The organism is Oceanicaulis sp. UBA2681, from assembly GCF_002354675.1.
GTDB classification, from domain to species: domain Bacteria; phylum Pseudomonadota; class Alphaproteobacteria; order Caulobacterales; family Maricaulaceae; genus Oceanicaulis; species Oceanicaulis alexandrii.
The window spans coordinates 131,893-150,382 of record NZ_DEMB01000011.1 but is presented as its reverse complement, the minus strand read 5'-3'; the positions used below and the strand labels follow the sequence as shown (position 1 = coordinate 150,382).

General features: G+C 64.2%; 15 protein-coding genes and 1 riboswitch. Of the genes, 11 read left to right on the top strand and 4 right to left on the bottom strand.

What is annotated here, in order from left to right:
• Together B3M53_RS08910 and tsaE are read right to left on the bottom strand one after the other, a co-directional pair.
• Entirely contained in the window at positions 1–1,101 is a 1,101-nt protein-coding gene (locus B3M53_RS08910; protein WP_273021103.1) for an aminoglycoside phosphotransferase family protein, read from the bottom strand.
• Positions 1,082–1,543 (bottom strand): tRNA (adenosine(37)-N6)-threonylcarbamoyltransferase complex ATPase subunit type 1 TsaE, encoded by a 462-nt coding sequence (tsaE, locus tag B3M53_RS08905; protein ID WP_273021104.1) that lies wholly within the window; start codon positions 1,541–1,543, stop codon positions 1,082–1,084. The genes B3M53_RS08910 and tsaE overlap by 20 nt, the downstream gene beginning before the upstream one ends.
• Before the next feature lie 140 nt (positions 1,544–1,683).
• Between tsaE and B3M53_RS08900 the strand changes: the two genes are divergently transcribed.
• From B3M53_RS08900 to B3M53_RS08860, 9 genes are all read left to right on the top strand, one after another.
• Positions 1,684–2,901: an NAD(P)/FAD-dependent oxidoreductase gene (locus tag B3M53_RS08900; protein ID WP_273021106.1), complete on the top strand. Its 1,218-nt coding sequence runs from the start codon at positions 1,684–1,686 to the stop codon at positions 2,899–2,901.
• A gap of 54 nt (positions 2,902–2,955) precedes the next feature.
• The gene (locus B3M53_RS08895; RefSeq protein WP_022701211.1) at positions 2,956–3,276 is read left to right on the top strand and encodes a 2Fe-2S iron-sulfur cluster-binding protein; all 321 of its coding nucleotides are present in this window, start codon (positions 2,956–2,958) and stop codon (positions 3,274–3,276) included.
• A gap of 32 nt (positions 3,277–3,308) precedes the next feature.
• A riboswitch (cobalamin riboswitch) is annotated at positions 3,309–3,509 on the top strand.
• Positions 3,510–3,664: 155 nt separating this feature from the next.
• Positions 3,665–5,608 (top strand): TonB-dependent receptor domain-containing protein, encoded by a 1,944-nt coding sequence (locus tag B3M53_RS08890; RefSeq protein WP_273021108.1) that lies wholly within the window; start codon positions 3,665–3,667, stop codon positions 5,606–5,608.
• Positions 5,605–6,456, top strand: a complete 852-nt coding sequence (locus B3M53_RS08885; RefSeq protein ID WP_273021109.1) for an ABC transporter substrate-binding protein — start codon at positions 5,605–5,607, stop codon at positions 6,454–6,456. Before B3M53_RS08890 ends, B3M53_RS08885 begins: the two co-directional genes overlap by 4 nt.
• Entirely contained in the window at positions 6,453–7,442 is a 990-nt protein-coding gene (locus tag B3M53_RS08880) for a FecCD family ABC transporter permease (protein WP_273021111.1), read from the top strand. Before B3M53_RS08885 ends, B3M53_RS08880 begins: the two co-directional genes overlap by 4 nt.
• A complete protein-coding gene (locus tag B3M53_RS08875) occupies positions 7,439–8,206 on the top strand; it encodes an ABC transporter ATP-binding protein (protein ID WP_273021113.1) in 768 nt (255 codons plus the stop codon). The genes B3M53_RS08880 and B3M53_RS08875 overlap by 4 nt, the downstream gene beginning before the upstream one ends.
• Before the next feature lie 201 nt (positions 8,207–8,407).
• Positions 8,408–8,743 (top strand): DUF4212 domain-containing protein, encoded by a 336-nt coding sequence (locus tag B3M53_RS08870; protein WP_022701216.1) that lies wholly within the window; start codon positions 8,408–8,410, stop codon positions 8,741–8,743.
• Between the two features lies 1 nt (position 8,744).
• A complete protein-coding gene (locus B3M53_RS08865; RefSeq protein WP_273021115.1) occupies positions 8,745–10,688 on the top strand; it encodes a sodium:solute symporter family protein in 1,944 nt (647 codons plus the stop codon).
• A 158-nt stretch (positions 10,689–10,846) separates the two neighbouring features.
• The gene (locus B3M53_RS08860; RefSeq protein WP_273021117.1) at positions 10,847–14,260 is read left to right on the top strand and encodes a hybrid sensor histidine kinase/response regulator; all 3,414 of its coding nucleotides are present in this window, start codon (positions 10,847–10,849) and stop codon (positions 14,258–14,260) included.
• Here the strand turns inward: B3M53_RS08860 and B3M53_RS08855 are convergent.
• Entirely contained in the window at positions 14,257–14,919 is a 663-nt protein-coding gene (locus tag B3M53_RS08855; protein WP_273021118.1) for a response regulator transcription factor, read from the bottom strand. The two genes, B3M53_RS08860 and B3M53_RS08855, sit on opposite strands and share 4 nt — an antisense overlap.
• Before the next feature lie 194 nt (positions 14,920–15,113).
• Here B3M53_RS08855 and B3M53_RS08850 point away from each other — a divergent pair, with 194 nt between their 5' ends.
• Complete coding sequence (locus B3M53_RS08850; RefSeq protein ID WP_028284690.1) at positions 15,114–16,454, top strand: DcaP family trimeric outer membrane transporter; 1,341 nt, start codon at positions 15,114–15,116, stop codon at positions 16,452–16,454.
• Positions 16,455–16,531: 77 nt separating this feature from the next.
• Here the strand turns inward: B3M53_RS08850 and B3M53_RS08845 are convergent, their stop codons facing one another.
• Positions 16,532–17,209 (bottom strand): TetR/AcrR family transcriptional regulator, encoded by a 678-nt coding sequence (locus B3M53_RS08845; protein ID WP_273021120.1) that lies wholly within the window; start codon positions 17,207–17,209, stop codon positions 16,532–16,534.
• Positions 17,210–17,307: 98 nt separating this feature from the next.
• Here B3M53_RS08845 and B3M53_RS08840 point away from each other — a divergent pair, with 98 nt between their 5' ends.
• Positions 17,308–18,441: a lycopene cyclase family protein gene (locus B3M53_RS08840; RefSeq protein ID WP_273021122.1), complete on the top strand. Its 1,134-nt coding sequence runs from the start codon at positions 17,308–17,310 to the stop codon at positions 18,439–18,441.
• Positions 18,442–18,490 lie beyond the last annotated feature (49 nt).

Genomic DNA, 18,490 nt, shown 5'->3' with positions numbered 1-18,490 from the left:
TCAGGCCTTCTCGAAGAGGGCGGGAGTCAGGGCGCTGGCGACGGCCCGGACGGGAGCGAGAACCGGATGAGCGAGATCGCGTACGAAATGGCGCTCCACCCGCGGCAGAAGATCCAGATACCGCGGCTTGCCGTCGCGCTGGGCGAGGCGCACGAAAATCCCCAGGATCTTGGCGTTGCGCTGGGCGGCCAGAACCGCGGCGGCGGCGTCAAACGCCTCGCGATCACTCAATCCCGCCGCGTTGAAGAAGCGGTCCGTCAAGGGCGTCGCCAGATCGGGCGCCACATCGCGGCGGGCGTCCTCGATCAGGGAGACCAGATCATAGGCGGGATGGCCGAACAGGGCGTCCTGAAAGTCCAGAAGCCCGACCTTTGCCTCATGCTCACGCTGCGGCAGCCAGATCAGGTTCTCGGCATGGTAATCGCGCAGCACCAGCCCCGGCGCATGCGCATTCAGGGCGGGCAGGACCTGCGCCCAGGCTTTGCGCCAGTCCGCTTTGTCCGCCTCGGTCGGGGCCTGGCCCTTATGGGGGGCGTACCAGTCGGTGAACAGCTCGGTCTCCGCGCTGAGCGCCAGCGCGTCATAGTCCTGGATGGTCCAGGCATGACCAAAGGCTGTGGGTTCGCGCTCGAACGAGGAGCGATAGATCGCCGCCAGCGCCTCGACTGCAGTGGCGTAAAGCGCGCCTTCATGGGCGACGCTCGGGATCAGGCGCGCGAACAGGGCGTCGGTCAGGTCCTCGAGGATCAGAAAACCCTGATCAATATCCGCTTCAAATATGCGCGGCGCGGAGAACCCGCGCGCGGTCAGGGCGCTGGAAATGGCTGCGAAGGCGGCGGTGTTGTTGCCGGCCAGGCGCGCGACGGCGTTATAGCCCAGTGCTTGCCGGTCAGCGTCGCTGGCGTCAATCGGGCAGGCGGGGGCTTCTGATCCGCCGGGCGCGTCCATGAGTATCGCGGTGTCGTCGCCGCGGTTCAGCCGAAAATAGGATCGACTGGAGGCGTCGCCGGGAAAAGCGCGCACATCCGCATCACCCCAGCCCGCCGCTTTGATGAACGCGGCGCGCGCCTCAGCGCGCGGATCAGTCTGCAAGTCCGCCAAGGCGAGTCTCCCAGCTTCCAAAAGCTTCAAGGCGTGCGGTGCGTCCGCCAGCCTCGGTTTCAGTCAGGACTATCTCAAGCCGGTCCGCCGGACGCCAGCGTCCCATGCGGTCCGGCCATTCGATGAGGGCGGCGCCATGATCCAGCGCCTCGTCCAACCCCAGCTCATCAAGCTCCTCGGGATCTTCAAGCCGGTAAAGATCGGCGTGCAGCAGCACGAGGCCCTGATCGGTTTCATAGGGCTGGACGAGCGTATAGGTGGGGCTGGGCGCATCTTTTTCGCCGGTCAGCGCTTCGATCACGCCGCGCGCCAGGGTGGTCTTGCCGGCGCCGAGACCGCCTTCGAGCAGAATCGCGTCGCCCGGCTCAAGCAGGCGCGCCAGGCGCGCGCCCAGCCGCGCATTGGCTTCAGGGTCAGGCAGGGTCAGGGTCAGGACGGTCATGATGAGGCTGATAGGACGGCTCGCGCATGGCGGCAAGACTTCGCGTAGGCTCGTTTGCGCAGTGCGGCGCTTGACTTGGACCCAAGGGCGCGGCGCCATGGACCCATAAGAAACGAGACAGACAGGGAGCGCGGATCGCAGTGTCCGGAACGGTCATTATCGGAGGCGGCCAGGCTGCCCTGTCCGCAGCGGCGGAATTGCGCAAGCGCAAGTATGATCAGCCGATCATCATTCTGGCGGGCGAAACCGCCGCGCCTTATCAGCGCCCGCCGCTGTCCAAGGCGTATCTGGCGGGTGAGCTTCCGGTGGACCGGCTCTGGCTCAAACCCGCTGAATGGTATGACAAGGCCGAAATTGATTTGCGCACCGGCGTGCGCGTCACCGCCATCGACCGCAGCGCCTGCGACGTCATCACCGATACTGGCGAGCGCATTGCTTATGACCGTCTGATACTGGCGACCGGCGGAGAAGCGCGGCGCCTGCCCATTCCGGGCGCGGACCTGGACGGGGTGCATGTGCTGCGCACGCTGGCGGAAACCGAAGACCTCGCCGCCTCCTTTCATGACGCGCGCTCCATCGCCATTATTGGCGCGGGCTATATCGGACTGGAAGTCGCCGCGTCCGCCCGCAAGCGCGGGCTGGAGGTGACCATTCTGGAAGCGGCCGAGCGCCCGATGGCGCGCACGGCGAGCGCGCTTCTGGGCGGCTGGTTCGGCGCGATCCATCGCGGATACGGCGTTGATCTGCGCGTTCAGGCGCCGGTGAAGGCGATCGCTGGCGAAGGCGGCAAGGTCACCGGCGTCGAGCTGGCGGATGGCGAGACCGTGGACGCCGACACGGTGCTGGTGGCCGCAGGGTTGACGGTGAACGATCCGCTGGCGCGCGCCGCGGGGCTTGAGTGCGAGAACGGCATCTTAGTGGATGAGACCGCCCGCACCGGTGATGACCGGATTTACGCCATTGGCGATGTCGCGCGTTTTCATTCCAAACGCTATGGACGCTCGATCCGGCTGGAATCGGTGCAGAACGCCATTGATCAGGGCAAGGCGGCGGCTCAGGCGATTTGCGGGCTCGAGGTCGAGTATGATCCAGTGCCCTGGTTCTGGTCAGACCAGTACGACATGAAGCTGCAAATCGCCGGCCTGATCGAGGGCGCGGACCAGATGATCCGCCGCGGCGACCCCGAAGAGGGCAAGTTCGCGCTGTTTCACCTGATGGGTGGGCGCCTGATCGCCTGCGAGGCGGTCAATTCCGGCCCCGAATACATGGCCGCTCAGCGCATGATCGCCTCAAATGCTGAGCCTGACCCGGATCGTTTGCGCGATCCCGGAGTGGCGATGCGCGACTTCCTGTCCTAAATAGCGCCCAAACGCGGGCAAAGCCTGCCTCACAGATTCTGGAAGACCTCTACCATGGCCAAGATCACCTATATCGAGCATGACGGAACCGAGCATCAGGTCGAGGTTCAAGACGGGCTGACCGTGATGGAAGGCGCGATCCGCAACATGGTGCCCGGCATCGACGCCGATTGCGGCGGCGCCTGCGCCTGCGCCACCTGCCACGTCTATGTGGACCCGGCCTGGACGGACAAGACCGGCGAACGGTCCTCCATGGAGGAATCCATGCTCGATTTCGCCAGCGACGTTCAGGAGACTTCACGCCTGTCCTGCCAGATCAAGGTGGGCGCGGCGCTGGACGGTCTGATCGTGCGTTTGCCCGAAGAGCAGGGCTAGCGCGCTTGACCTTGGGGCTAAGCCCCGCTTAAACACACTGATTACGCGACGGTTCTCCCGCGAGGGAGCGAAGAGGGAACACCGGTGCGACGCGCAAGCGTCTGGTCCGGGGCTGTACCCGCAACTGTGAGCGGCGAGGGATGCGCCACATGCCACTGGATCGTCAGATCTGGGAAGGCGGCGTATCGCATTGACCCGCAAGCCAGGAGACCTGCCATCGCGGTCGCTCGTTCTGGGTGCGGGAACACACCAGGAGAACGCGGACGCCTTCCGTTTGCAGCGACGACCGGCGCGTCGAGCGTCGTCCTGACTCTGTCGGGACGAAGCGCCGTTGCATCGCTGTCCGTCGAGAGCCGCTCACGCTCCCGGCGCCAACGGAGGCTTCCTGATGAAAGCCCAAATCTCTCTCGCGGCGCTCGCGATCGCGCTGTCCGCTGCCCCCTCTTTCGCTGAAGACCAGCCCGAGGACACCGTCGTCGTCACCGGCGTACGCGCGCCCAGCCTGTTGGAGCGCCTGCCCGCCACGCTGGACGTGATCGACCGCGCCGAGCTCGACCTGAAAAATCAGAACACGCTGGTTGAAGCGCTGTCCGCTGCGCCGGGTCTCGCCGTGGTTCAGTCCGGCCCGGCGGGTTCAACCGCCAGTGTTTTTGTGCGCGGGTCGAACTCCAAGCATATCCTCGCGCTTTATAACGGCATCCGTCTCAATGACGTGTCGGCCTCCAACGGCGCGTTCAATTTCGGCTCCGATCTTGTGGGCGACGCTGGCCGGATCGAACTGGTGCGCGGTCCCCTGTCCTCGCTTTATGGCTCTGACGCTGTGGGCGGCGTGATCAACATCCTGCCGCGCCGGGCGCCCGAGAGCGGCTCCGAGCTTTACGGCGAAGCGTCTGTGGGGGAGTTCAACACCTACCACGCCCTTATCGGCGGCGGCGTGCGCGAGGGCCGGTTCAATCTCGCCGCCACCGCGGAATATCAGGACAGCGACGGCTATGATGTGACGCCGGACCGGATCTCGACCCGCACGGGCGATCCTGATCCGTCGACCTTCACCGTGCTTTCGGCCAATGGCGGGTTTGCTTTCACCGATATGTTCAGTGTTGAGGCCCTGATCCGGCATCGTGAGTCAGACGTTGATTTCGACACCTTCTCGGGCGGACCCACAGGGTTCCAGCGCGCTGACGATCCAGATCTGCGCAGCGAGGATTCCCAGACGTTGTGGAGCCTGGGGCTCGTCTATTCTCGCCCGACCAATGACTTTGAAAGCCGCCTGCGCGCAGGGCGCGTGAAGATGTCGCTCGACAGCTTCAATGACGGCGCTGCGACGGATGCGTATGACGGCGCGCGCGATTTCGTCCAATGGTCCAATGTCTGGACGCCGGACGCCCTGTCCGCTCTGATCGATCCTGTGATCAGTTTTGGCGTCGATTTTCAGGATGAAGAGGCGCAATCAGACACCGCGTTCAATGCCCCCTTGTCGGTCAGCGAGGATCTGTGGTCCGCCTATGCTGCGGTCCAAGCGGGGTTGACCGAGCGGTTTGACGTCACCGGCTCGATCCGCCTTGACGACTATGAAGGGTTCGGCGACCAGACCACCTACAATCTGGGGGCGGTCTATCGTCTGGACATGTTCAACACCCGCCTGCGCGCCAGCTATGGCACGTCGTTCAAGGCGCCGAGCCTGTCTGAGCGGTTCTCCAGTTCCGCCTTCGTCGCCGCCAATCCGGATCTGCAGCCGGAAGAGGGCGAGACGTTCGAGATCGGATTTGACAGCGCGTTGGATATGGCCGGACGCGAAGACGCACTGCGCTTTGGAGCGGTCTGGTATGACAGCACGATCGAGGATCTGATCGAGTATGTCTACGACGGCGCCCTGTTCATCGGCCAGAATCGCAATGTGGGCGAGGCGGACCTTCAAGGCTATGAAGCCTTCGCCGAATGGACGCCCATTGATCAGGCGTCGCTGCGTGTGGACTACACCCATACCGATGCGGCCAACGCCAGCACGGGCGCGCCATTGCTGCGCCGTCCTGAAGACGGCTGGGCCGTGACCGGGACCTGGCGGCCTATCGAGATCGCGTCGCTCAGCGCGACCTGGCGCTCTGTCGGCGCGCGTACGGACGTCACCTATGATGATGACGGGTTCTATGTCAGCGGATCTGGCGCTGTGCCCTCATATGAAACCGTGGATCTGACCGGCGTTCTGGATGTACGTGACCGGCTCCAGCTGGTTCTGGGCGTCCGCAATCTCTTTGACGAGGCCTATGAACCTGTCGCCGGGTTCGCCGGTGCGCCGCGCGCGGTGACGCTCGGCCTGCGGGTGCGTCCGTGAGGGTCCGGGCGGCGGTCCTTTTCGTCGCCCTGATGCTGGGCGTCGTCGTCGCCAGTTCGGCGGCGGCGCTCGCCCCGCGCGTGGTGTCGCTGGACTATTGCGCGGATCAATATGTGCTGGGGCTGGCGGATCGGGATGCGATCGCGGCGGTCTCCACCCATGCCGATGACCGTCATTCCTATCTGCGCGATCAGGCGCGTGGCCTGCCCCAGCTCAGAGATGACGCGGAAGACGTTCTGGCGCTGGCGCCCGATCTGATCGTGCGCGGCTATGACGCCGGGGGGCGCGCCGGCGCGTATTATCAGCGCTTGGGCCTTGAGACTTTCGAGCTGGGCTTCAGCGCAGGCTTTGATGATGTGGAGGCCATGATCCGGCGTACGGCCCTGGCCCTCGGCCAGGCGGACCGCGGGGAGGCGCGCATCGCTCATATGCGCAGCCAGCTGGCGCGCGCGGCTGACGGACCGCGTTTGCGCGCGCTCTACATGACGCCCTCGGGCCTCACCACAGGGGCGGGCACCCTGATGCATGCTTTCATGACAGCGGCGGGCTTTGACAATGTCATCGCCGAGCAAGGCAAGACCGGCTGGATCAACCTGCCGCTGGAGCAGCTGCATGAACAGGCGCCGGACGTCATTCTCGCGGCGTTTTTTGACGGTGAGACGGCGCCCATAGACAGCTGGTCGGCCAGCCGGCATTCCGTGTTCCGGCGGATGATGGAGACCACCCCCGTTATTGAACTGGATGCGGCGGCGTTGTCGTGCGGCGCCTGGTTCATGGCCGATGAGGCTTTGCGTGCGCGACAGGCCGCCAATGCGTTGGTCCTGGATATGGACGAGGCTGAATCATGACGCGCCTGACCCTGCTCGCGGCCCTGGGGGCGACTGCTCTCGGGATGCTTCTGGCCTCGGCGCTGTTGGGCAGTTCAGAGCTGTCCATGCCGCAGGCGTTTGCGGCGCTCTGGGGCGGCGGCGATGAAACCGCGCGCATCATCGTCTGGGAGATTCGTTTGCCGCGGGCGCTGGCCGCTCTGGGCGTGGGAATGGCGCTGGGCGCATCCGGCGCCCTGATGCAAGGCTTGCTGAGAAATCCGCTGGCCGAACCGGGGGTTCTGGGCGTGTCGGCCTCGGCCTCGCTGGGCGCGATCATCGCGCTCTATTTCGGGATCAGCGTTCTGGGCGCTTTCACGGTGCCCGTATTCGCCATTTTGGGCGCACTGGCGGCGACGGGGGTCTTGAGCGGTCTGGCGAGCGTGCGGATCAGCGCGGTGCAGCTGATCCTGGCGGGGGTCGGCCTGTCCAGTTTCGCCGGCGCGCTGGGCGCTTTGGCGATGAATCTGGCGCCGAACCGGTTCGCCTTGTCAGACATGGTCAGCTGGATGCTGGGTTCGGTCACCAATCGCTCATTGGATGATCTGGTGTTTGTTGCGCCGTTCTGGCTTGCGGGAGGCGTGCTCGCCCTGCTGACGGCGCCGCATTTGCGCGCCCTGGCGCTGGGCGAAGAGACCGCGCAGACCCTGGGCGTCGATCTGGCGCGCACACGGGTCGGCGTTATCGGCGCTGCGGCGCTGTTGACGGGCGCGGCTGTGGCGATTTCAGGGGTTATCGGCTTTGTCGGCATTGTCGCGCCCCATATCGTGCGCCCTTTTGTGCGACATGATCCGTCTGATCTGGTCTGGCCGAGCGCGTTTCTGGGCGGGGTCCTGATCACCCTGGCGGATCTGGTGTTGCGACTGGTTCCGCTGGATCAGGAGTTGCGACTGGGCGTCATGGTGTCTCTGATCGGCGCGCCGGTCTTCATCCTGATCGCTGCGCGCAGCCGGGGTATGGGACGATGAGCCAGACTGGAACCACTCGCATCGTTCTGGATCATGTGACCGTGAAACGCCGCGGCGTGAACGTGCTTGATGATGTCAGTCTGGTCGCGGCGCGTGGTCAGCTGACGGCTCTGGTCGGACCGAACGGGGCGGGCAAATCCACCCTGATCAAGACGGTGCTGGGATTGTTGAAAGCTGAAGCCGGCGCCGTCTGGGTGGATGACGCGCCTGTCGAGATGCTCTCGCCGACAGCGCGCGCCCGCGCCATGGCCTATCTGCCGCAAGATCGAAGCCTCGCCTGGTCCATGACGGGCGGAGATCTGGCCGCGCTGGGACGCTACGCCTGGGGCGCCGCCGCCTATGATCGCTTGCCTCCCGCTGACAGGACTCAGGTCGATCTGGCTTTGGCGCAAGCCAGCGCCAGCCATCTCAAGGATCGGCTCGTCCATGATCTGTCGGGCGGGGAGCAGGCGCGGCTTCATCTGGCGCGCGCGCTGGCGTCCAATGCGCCGATCCTGTTGGCCGACGAGCCCATTGCGGCGCTTGATCCGCGTCATCAGCTGGAAGCCATGGCGGTCCTGCGTCGCCAGGCCGATGAAGGCGCGAGCGTCATCTGTGCGCTTCATGATCTCGAGCTCGCCCGCCGCCACGCTGATCAGATCGCTGTTCTGGATCGGGGACGCTTGCGGATCGCCGCCGCGCCTGATCAGGCGCTCAGCGACGAGATTCTGGCCGAGGTGTTCGGCGTGCGGCGAACCCGGTCTGAGGGCTTTGAGATGTTGTAGGCTGCCAGTCACCTCAATGTAAGCAGATGAAATAATTAACGCTCTTTCATCTTGGACCGATCCTGGCGGGCTGCTCGGGCGTCCTGATCCTCCCAAGCGTGCTCAGTTCGGCTTCGACCAATGTCGGGCTGCCCGCTCCGCCCTGTGACTGACACCCTTCCTGTCATACGGGGAAAACCCCGATGAATAGGGAGGAGCACGATGGCTGACTCAGACCATCCGACCACGGGCGAGCCGCCAAAAGGGCCGCCGCGGGATCACAACATCACCGAGGAGCGCTACAAGCGCTATTGGCAGGAAAACCTCAATCTGATGGGAATCCTGCTCGCGATCTGGTTCACCGTATCCTACGGATTCGGAATCCTGTTCCGTGACATTCTGGACAATTTCTCTATCGGCGGCGCGCCGTTGGGATTCTGGTTCGCGCAGCAGGGCGCGATCTACGTCTTTGTCATTCTGATCTTCGTTTACTCCGCGCTGATGCATCGCATCGAGCGCAAGTATGACGCGGAAACTGAAAACGGTCAGGGAGGCTGATATGGAATCGACCATTCTGGGTCTCGACACCACCTTGTTCTGGACCGCGTTTTTCGTCATCGGAACATTTGGTCTCTACATCGGCATCGCGATTTGGGCGCGGGCGTCGACCACTGAAGATTTCTATGTGGCCGGCCATGACGTGCATCCGGTCTTCAACGGGATGGCCACAGCCGCTGACTGGATGAGCGCAGCCTCATTCCTGTCCATGGCGGGGCTGATCGCCTTCATGGGATATGACGGCTCGGTCTTCCTGATGGGCTGGACGGGCGGTTATGTGCTGCTGGCGTTGCTCCTGGCGCCCTATCTGCGCAAGTTCGGCAAGTTCACCGTGCCCGACTTTGTCGGCGACCGGTATTACAGCCAGGCGGCCCGCATCATGGCGGTGATCTGCGCCCTGTTCATCTCCTTCACCTATATCGCCGGGCAGATGCGCGGCACCGGCATCGCCTTCTCCAACTTCCTGGGCGTGCCGATCGAGATGGGCGTCATCATCGGCGCGATCATTGTGCTGTTCTATGCGGGTCTCGGCGGCATGAAGGGCGTCACCTACACCCAGGTGGCGCAGTATTGCGTGCTGATCTTCGCGTTCACCGTTCCGGCGGTCTTCCTGAGCTTGCAGATCACCGGCACGCCGATCCCCCAGCTGGGCTTCATCGGCAATACGGCGGATGGAACGCCCTTGCTGCTCAGCCTGGACCGGACCCTGTCTGAACTGGGCTTCAGCTCCTATCTCGAGGGGCAGAAGTCCATGATCGACGTCTTCGCCATCACCCTGGCGTTGATGGTCGGCACGGCGGGGCTGCCGCACGTGATCATCCGCTTCTTCACCGTGCCGCGGGCCTCGGACGCTCGCAAATCGGCGGGTTGGGCGTTGATCTTCATCGCCGCGCTTTACACCACGGCGCCAGCCGTGGCGGTGTTCGCCCGCTCGAACTTCATCGAAACGGTCAATGAAAGCACCTATTCCACTGAGGTCGCTGCTCAACAGGCGCGCGCTTCGGAAATGGGCGAAGGGGCGACCCCGCAATGGTTCTACAACTGGGAGCGCACCGGTCTTCTGGGCTTCACCGACAAAAACGGCGACGGCCAGATCCAGTATCGCGCCGACCCGGAGGTGAACGAGGTGACCACGCTCGACCGTGACATCTTCGTGCTGGCCAACCCCGAGATCGGCGGCCTGCCGGGCTGGGTGATCGGTCTGGTGGTCTCCGGCGGCTTGGCGGCTGCGCTGTCCACCGCTGCGGGTCTCTTGATGGTGATCAGTTCGGCGGTGTCACACGATCTGTGCCGCAAGGTGCTGATCAAGAACATGACGGACACCCAGGAGCTTCTGGTCGCGCGGATTGCGGCCGTGGGCGCGGTGGTCGTGGCGATCTATGCGGGCATCAACCCGCCTGGCTTCGTCGCCGCGGTCGTGGCCTTCGCTTTCGGTCTGGCCGCCGCCAGCTTCTTCCCGGTGATCTTCCTGGGGATTTTCTGGAAGCGCATGAACAAGGAAGGCGCTATCGCCGGCATGGTGGTCGGTCTGTCGATCACTGCGGCCTACATCGTGCACTTCAAGATCGGCTTCAGCCCGATCGTGCTTGGCGTCGTCGCCCTGATCATCAGCCTTATCCTGCTGATCATGTATTTCGGCCTCAAGGAGGAGGGTGAAACCCGGCCCATGCTGATCGGTTCGATCGTGTTCGGACTGATCTTCCTGGGCGGTCTGTTCGGCATCTTGCCAAACATTCCCCAAGGCACGACCGATCAATGGTTCCTGGGCGTGTCTCCGGAAGGCTTTGGCTCTGTCGGCATGGTGATTTCCTTCATCACCGCGACGATTGTGGCCTTGGCGACCAAGGCGCCGCCAGAAGAGATCCAGAACATGGTGGAGGACATTCGCATGCCGTCCTCCGTCATCCATGTCACGCACAACAAGCCGGCGGGCCCGGCTGAATAGCCAGATCCAATGTCTGTAACGAACGCGGCGGCTCTGTGAGCCGCCGCGTTTGCGTTTGATCGGGGCGCTCCTGGCTGGTCAGCGCTTTGGAAATCCGTCTATCGTTCAAGACCGTCTGATCCAGAAGACTCAATCCGGACGGGCAGGGAGGAGAGGTTTTGCCGCTCAGTCTCGCGCTTGTGGTGCTTGGCGCCTATGTGGCCTTGCTGTTCGTGCTCGCCGCCTGGGGGGACGCGCATGCGGCGCGTTTTGACCGCTCCGCCAAGCGACGCGCCGTTCTGTATACGCTGGCGCTGGCGGTCTATTGCACCAGCTGGACCTTCTATGGTGCGGTGGGCGAGGCCGCCCGCGCGGGCTGGGACTATCTGCCGATCTATCTCGGGCCAGCCTTGGTGTTCTTGCTGGGCTTTCCCATCATCCGCCGCCTCGTGGCGCTGGGACGGGAGCACGACACCAGCTCGATCGCAGACTTCTTGTCCCTGCGTTATGGCAAGTCTGCAGCAGTGGGCGCGCTGGCGACGCTGGCCCTGCTGCTGGCGCTGATCCCTTATATCGCGCTTCAGCTCAAGAGCGCGGCCGCCTCGCTTGATCTTCTGACGGGTGATCCGTTGGGGCGCGGTTGGGGCTTGCCGGTGGCGATCAGCCTGGCGGCTTTTGCGATGGTGTTCGGTCAGCGCCATACCGACACCGCCGCCAGTCACCGCGGTCTGGCGCTGGCGGTCGGTTTTGAATCCCTGGTCAAACTCGCGGCGATGCTGGCGGTGGGCTGGCTCGCCGTCGAGGTCTGGATCAACGCCTCGCCGCAAATGCGTCTTGAGGCGCTGGCGCAATCGCCTCTCACGGCGCCGGGCGTGGACTTCCGGTTTGTCGTGTTGACGATATTGGGCGCGTTCGCTGCGTTGTGTCTGCCGCGTCAGTTTCACATGATGGTGGTGGAGGCGTCCAAACCAGGAGACGCCAACCTGTCGCGCTGGGGGTTCCCGGCCTATCTGGCGCTCGTGGCGATCCTGGTCCCGCCCATCGCCTGGGCGGGCGGCACGCTGCTGACAGATCCCAATCCGGACGCCTATGTGCTGGCCTTGCCGCTGGAGCTGGATGCGCGAGGCCTGGCGGTGTTGGTGTTTCTGGGCGGGTTCTCCGCCGCCGCCGGCATGGTGACCGTCACCGCGCTCGCCATGTCCACCATGCTGGTGAACAATCTGGTGGGACCGCTCTTTCTGGCGGAAGTGCAACGCGGCGGACTGGCCAAGCGGTTCCTGATGTGGCGACGCGCTATGGTTCTGGGGCTGGTGGGGCTCGCCTATCTGTTCCACCTGGGGCTGGATCAGCAGGCGGCGCTGGCCGGGATCGGTCTGGTGGCGTTCGCCGGGGTCGCGCAGCTGGCCCCCGCTTTGCTGTTCGGATTGTATTGGCGCAAGGCGAACCGCGCGGGCGCGCTGGCGGGCATGGGCGCCGGGATCGGGCTGTGGGTCGCGCTGATCTTGATCCCCAGCTATGCCGGGGCTCCTCCACCAGCGCCGGAAGGCGTGGATCCGTTCGCTTTTGCATCCATCCTGTGCCTGGCCGCAAACGTCATCGCCTTCATCATTGCAGTGGCGTTTTCGTCTTCAGGTCTGGTGGACGAGCTGCAGGCGGACGCGTTCACCGGCGTGCGTCCGCTCGAGACCGCCCCCGCCATGGGCTCGCGCATCTCTGACCTTGAAATCGTGCTGGTGCGGGTGCTGGGCGCCGATCAGGCGGAAATCGCTCTCTCGGACCTGTCCCGGGCGGTCGCTAGACCCTTGCGGCCGGGGGATGTTCTGACCTCTGCGGTGGCGGGGCTGGCCGAAGCGCGTCTGGCGCGGGCTGTGGGCGCGGCCTCCGCCCGAATCCTGATGACGCGCGTCTTGCGCGGCGCCCGCGTCAGTCCGGGCGATGTGGTCAAGCTGATTGACGAAACCGCCGAGCAATTGCGCTCCTCCGAGGATCGCTTGAAGGAGAGCGAACGCTCGATCCGGTTTTACACCGACAATCTGCCGGTGCTGCTCAGCTATGCCGATCGCGATTATTGTCTGCGTTTCGCCAATAAGGGCTATCTCGACTTCTTTGGTCTGGATGCGTCCGTGATCGGCCGTCCGCTGGCTGAATTCATGAGCGAGGACGAATACGCGCTGCGTCGGCCGCATATGGAAGCGGCGCTCAATGGTGAACGTCAGGTCTTTGACATTTCACGGCGCAAGGGCGGCGGCCGGGCGCGTTCCTGGCAGGTGGTCTACCAGCCTCGCACTGAAAACGGCGAAGTGGTGGGCTATTTCGGCGTTTATCAGGACAACACCGCCCGCCGTGAAGCGGAAGAAGGGCTCAAACGCGCGTACGACATGCTGGAATCGCGGGTGGAGGAACGCACCGCAGCGCTGAAAGCGGAAAGCGAGGCGCGGCTGCAGCTGGCGCAGGATCTGGAAGCGGCCCGCCGCGAGGCGGAGGCCGCCACCCAGTCCAAGACACGCTTTCTGGCGGCGGCCAGCCATGACTTGCTGCAGCCGCTGTCCGCGGCTCGCCTGTATGCCGGCGCGCTGGAGGGGGCGCTGGGGGAGAGCGGCTCTGAGGGCAATCGCAATCTCGCCCATCAGATTGAACGCGCCATCGACCATGCGGACCGGTTGCTGCGCGCGCTTCTGGACATTTCACGTCTGGATGCGGGCGGCGTCGCGCCGCGTCCCAGCGTGTTCGCCATTGACGAGCTGATTGAGGAAACCGCCGCCCAGTTCCAGGCGCGCGCGCTGGCCAAGGGCTTGAAGCTGCGCGTGGTTCCCAGCCGGCTGGCCGTCTTGTCAGACCGGGGCTTGATGACCAGCGTCGTTCAGAACCTCATTTCCAACGCCATCCGCTACACGCCCAGCGGCAAGGTGCTGGTGGGGGTCAGGCGTCAGGGCGATCAGGTGCGCCTGCAAGTGATCGATACCGGACCGGGCATCGAGCCGGATCGCCAGCAGGCCATATTCCGGGAATTTCATCGCGGCGTCGTCGACGCCGGGGAAGATCAGGGCCTGGGTCTGGGTCTGGCGGTGGTGGACCGGATTTGCGCGTCCCTTGGACACAAACTGATCTTGAAAAGCGCCCTGGGGGAAGGCGCGACCTTTGAAGTGATCCTGCCGCGCGCCGCCTCGCGAGACCGTCAGACCGTCGTCCAGGCGCGCCGCCGTCCGGGTGACCTGGCCGGATTGTCGGTCCTGTGTGTGGATGATGATCCGGGCGTGCTGCAGGCGTTAAGCACGCTATTGGAGCGTTGGGGCTGCGATGTGCGCGGCGGACAGGACGCCGCCTCGGCGGCGGCCGCTTTCGCAGATCAGGCGCCGGATCTGGTGATCCTGGATTATCACCTGACTGACGCGCTTACAGGACCAGAGCTCTACGAGGCGCTATGCGCGCACTGGCAGAGCCGTCCGCCCGGACTTCTGGTGACCGCGGAACGCAGCGCCGCCGCAGGGGATGAGGCGCGTGCCGCGGGTCTTGAGCTTGTGCGCAAACCGGCGTCGCCGGCGGTGCTGCGCGCCAGCCTGAGCTCGCTGAAACGCAAACTTGAAGCGGGCTAGACGGATTGTTCGGCGGGCGGTTCGACATTGAGCGCCTGGGCGACCAGCACCGCCTGGGTGCGGTTGATCACGTCGAGCTTTCTGAAGATCGCGGTCACATGCGCTTTCACGGTCGCTTCGGAAATACCCATATCATAGGCGATCTGCTTGTTCAGACGCCCGGCGGCGAGGCCATGCAGGACGCGCATTTGCGCCGGGGTCAGCTGGGCGATCTTCGCCGCCGCCTCCGCTGCTTCCTGCGCCTGGGGGTCGCCGCTTTCATCGGGCGCCCAGACATCGCCGTTCAGCACGGCGGTCAGCGCCTCCACCAGCTGGGTCATGCTGGCGGTCTTGGGAATGAAGCCTGAAGCGCCGAACTCCAGCGCCCGCGCCGCCACGCCGGGCGACTGGCTGGCGGAGATGACCACCACCGGCGCGCTGGGATGACTTTTGCGCAGTTCCGCCAGGCCGATGAAGCCGGAGCTGTCCGCCATGTGCAGGTCCAGACACACCAGATCTGTCTGACCGTCCTTCAGGGCGTTCAGGGTTTCAGCCAGCGTACTGGTCTCCACCAGGGTGCGACCGGGCGCGGCTTTGCTGACCGCGGTGCTGAGAGCGCCCCGAAACAGGGGGTGGTCATCGGCCAGAATGACCCGGCCTTGCGTGGAGTCTGGGGTCACACACGCCTCCTCATCTGAGCATGAAGTCTAATGGGCTCCGGCCGGGGCCGTCGTCTGAGCAAAAAGTAGCACATGTGAAGTCCTAAATTTCGACGAACGTCCCATACCGCCGGACCCTCTGTACAACGATACTTTCATAATAAAGCCGAAAAATCGGCACGGGCCTCATGGCTATCCTTGGGAGGGACATCTCTATGACTAGGCTAGGTATTCGTAGCGTATTGGCGGCGACCGCCTCGGCGTTTGTTCTGACAGCGGCGTCAAACGCACAGGACGTGACCGCTCTTGAAGATCGACTCGCAGCGCTGGAAGCCATGGTGGCTGATTTGCGCTCCGAGCTGGAAGACGCGCGCGCACAAGCGGACGCGGCGACGGATCGGGTTATTGAAATCGAGCAACGGACCGCATCCGCGCCTGCGGCTCCGGCCGCGCCAACCTCTTCGGAGCGCGGCTTCACCATGGGCAACACCCAGGTGACCTATGGCGGCTTCGTCGATCTGGACGCCCATGTCACCGATCTCAGCGATGGCGATTTCGGCGCGACTTCGATTGCGCGCGATTTTTATATCTCTGGCGCCACGCCGGTCGGTGGGACCGGGGATGGCGAAACCGATTTTGATTTCACCGCCAAGTCCAGCCGCTTCTTCTTCGCCACGTCCACCGAATCAGACATCGGCACGGTGACCGGACGGATCGAATTTGATTTCCTGGGATCGCCCGGCGGGGATGAGCGGGTGTCAAACTCCTACAATCCGCGTATGCGCGTCGCCTGGGCGCAGATCGGCAATTGGCGCGTGGGTCAGGACTGGTCGACCTTCACCAACACGGCCGTCATTCCGGAAAGCGCCAGCTTCCTTGTGGGATCTGACGGCATGCTGTTCGGGCGCCAGGCGCAAATTCGTTACACCAATGGCGGCTTCCAGTTCGCGCTCGAGAACCCCGATACGACGGTCACGCCTTTTGGCGGCGGCGGCAGGATCGATGGCGGCGACGGCGCATTTCCTGATGTTGTTGCGCGCTATAACTGGAGCGGCGATTTCGGCGCCATGACCGTCTCGGCGCTCGGCCGCAATCTCGCCTATGAAGGCGGCGGCGTGGACGGCGAAGCATTTGGCTGGGGCGTCAACTGGTCTGGCCGGGTGAATGTGGGCGAGGGCTCAGACTTGCGCTTCTCCCTGACCGGCGGTGAAGGCATCGGCCGCTATATCGGCCTGAACGCCGTGAATGGAGCAGTGGTGACCGCGTCGGGCGATCTGGAAGCGATTCCGGTCTATGGCGGGCTGGTGGCCTGGCGCCAGCAATTGGGTCAGGGGCGTCGACTGTCGGTCGGTTACTCGATGCTGGAAGCGGATAATGACATCACATTGACCGGCACAGGGGTGACCAAGAGCACCTGGTCCGCATTCGGCGCCTATTTCTTCCCGGTGGGGCCTGTGACCATGGGCGCAGAGATCCTGTTCGGCGAGCGGGAACTGGAAAATGGCCAGAGCGGGACGATCACCCGGGCCACGTTCTCCACAAAATATCCCTTCTGATGCGGCTCGCCTGACCTGTCAGCGTACAGGTCGGGCGTTGCTCGCCCCGAAGGGCTCCCCTGCGCTGGCGCCAGACATCAACCAGCGCGTCCTTGTGCGGCCGACGCCCCCTCGTGTCGGCCGTATTTTTTAGGGGCGCGATCTGAGGCGTGTTGGGTCTGGAATACCACGCTCAACCGGCGATGCATCTGGCTGCGGGCCTCTTGCGGGCTCAGGGTGTAGATCACGCAGCGCCGCAAAACGCCCAGGTACAGATCAAGCAGGCTTTCCGTCAGCAGATCCGGGCATTCATTGAGGTCGACTGCAGGGTCCTGGGCGGCGCGGGTCAACACGTCCCGGACCGGTGACCATGCGGATTCCAGGCCAATGTGCAGGGCTTTGAAATCGGCTTCATTGGTCAGCCAATTGTGCCCTATGGCGGCGCGAAACAATTCCAGATCATTGATGTGACGGTCCAGATGGTAATCCAGTACAGCCGTCACGCAGCCGATGACATCGCCTTGATAGCGCCGCGCCAGCTCAGCGCTTTCAACGCGCAAACGTTCGAAATCATCCACCATCACTTCACACAGCAAGGCGATCTTGGTGGGCGCCGCATTGAGCACCGTTCCCGGAGAGACATTGGCTGCGCTCGCAATGTCGACGATTTTCGCGCGATCATAGCCCTGGCGGTGAAATTCCTCCCGCGCTGCACGCAAGACGGCGATCCGGGTCTCCGCTTTCTGGCGCGCACGTTTTGTCGTTGGCAAGGTCATTCGTTCGCCTGTCTTCAGTTCCGGGCTGATGGGGTGTGATCCGCTGAACAGCGGCCTTTCATTAAAGCCTGTTAATGTGATCGCGCCAAGCACATGTTGTGAAATACTCTTTCGGCGCCTCCCATGCGGCGCATGCCAGCTCGTTTTTCAAGGACGTCATGTCTGAACGCTTTGATCTTGTCATTCTTGGCGCCGGGCTGTCCGGGCTGGCGTTGGCGGGCGCCGTGGCCCGGACCGGACGGCGTGTTCGCGCGCTGATCATTGAACCCAGACGACTCACCCCAAACCCGCGTCACTGGATGTTCCCGGCTGCGCCTGATCATGGCCTGCACCGGTTCGAGAGCAGCCGCTTGACTGGCTTTGAGGTGGAGAGCCCGACGGGCGCGCTTTTGCACAGGCCGCTGAATCGAATGATTCTGGCGCGAGTCGCCGCGCAGGCGGTGCAGGAGGCGGCGCTGGACGCTGTCGCCGCCGAACCGCGCATGATGCTGAGGGAGGGGGTCAGCGTTGATCGGGTCCAGGGCGGCCGAACTCAGGCGATAGTGGATACAAGCGATGGTCAGGTCTGCGCCAGCTGGGTGGTCGATACGCGGCCGCTTGAAGATGTTGGCATGCCCGCTGGCCGGGTGGTGCAACTGTCACACTTGATGACCGCCCCTGTCGAAAGCGGCCATGAAGAGCGCTTGTGTCTGAAAGTCGTGGGGTCGGACTTTCCTGGTCTCGAGCAATTGAGCCTCAGCCGGGACCGCGTCGTGCATGAACAGGCGCGCTTTGTGCTGGCCCCGCCGCCAGATCTGGCGCTGGAGCCCCAGGCGGACCGGCTGTTGCAATGGGGCGGCCGCCTTGAGGCTGCTCGGCAATCTCAGGGCGTCTGGCCTTTGGGCTATCGTCCTTTGAGCCGCGGGGCCGGGCGCGTGGTGCTGGCGCCGGCGGACGCCTATGGCTTGCGGTTTGCGCCAGGCATGGCGGCGCTGCGCTTGCATGATTGGGCGCAAGCGCAGGCGCGTCGACTGACCTATGGGCTCAGCCTTTGCGCGCCGCCGCCGCCGCCTGTGTCCTCACGGTTGGCGACAGCACGTATCGAAGCGATGATCCGGCGCGATCCGCGCCTGGCGGCCGCGGGTTTGCGCGCCTTGCTTTATGAAGCGCCCGCCGATGCAGTCATGCGCACCTTGTCCGGCGCCGCCCGCTGGCATGATCTCATCCGCGCCTGGCAGTCGGGGACATGGTAGCGGCGCTGCCGTCAGCGCTGCATTCCGGCCCCGGCTCGATTAGGGTGCA

Excerpts from the sequence above, each read along its gene's own strand:
- tsaE (WP_273021104.1), bottom strand. The coding sequence starts at position 1,543 with ATGACCGTCCTGACCCTGACCCTGCCTGACCCTGAAGCCAATGCGCGG.
- B3M53_RS08895 (WP_022701211.1), top strand. The coding sequence starts at position 2,956 with ATGGCCAAGATCACCTATATCGAGCATGACGGAACCGAGCATCAGGTC.
- B3M53_RS08890 (WP_273021108.1), top strand. The coding sequence starts at position 3,665 with ATGAAAGCCCAAATCTCTCTCGCGGCGCTCGCGATCGCGCTGTCCGCT.
- B3M53_RS08880 (WP_273021111.1), top strand. The coding sequence starts at position 6,453 with ATGACGCGCCTGACCCTGCTCGCGGCCCTGGGGGCGACTGCTCTCGGG.
- B3M53_RS08875 (WP_273021113.1), top strand. The coding sequence starts at position 7,439 with ATGAGCCAGACTGGAACCACTCGCATCGTTCTGGATCATGTGACCGTG.
- B3M53_RS08870 (WP_022701216.1), top strand. The coding sequence starts at position 8,408 with ATGGCTGACTCAGACCATCCGACCACGGGCGAGCCGCCAAAAGGGCCG.
- B3M53_RS08865 (WP_273021115.1), top strand. The coding sequence starts at position 8,745 with ATGGAATCGACCATTCTGGGTCTCGACACCACCTTGTTCTGGACCGCG.
- B3M53_RS08850 (WP_028284690.1), top strand. The coding sequence starts at position 15,114 with ATGACTAGGCTAGGTATTCGTAGCGTATTGGCGGCGACCGCCTCGGCG.
- B3M53_RS08845 (WP_273021120.1), bottom strand. The coding sequence starts at position 17,209 with ATGACCTTGCCAACGACAAAACGTGCGCGCCAGAAAGCGGAGACCCGG.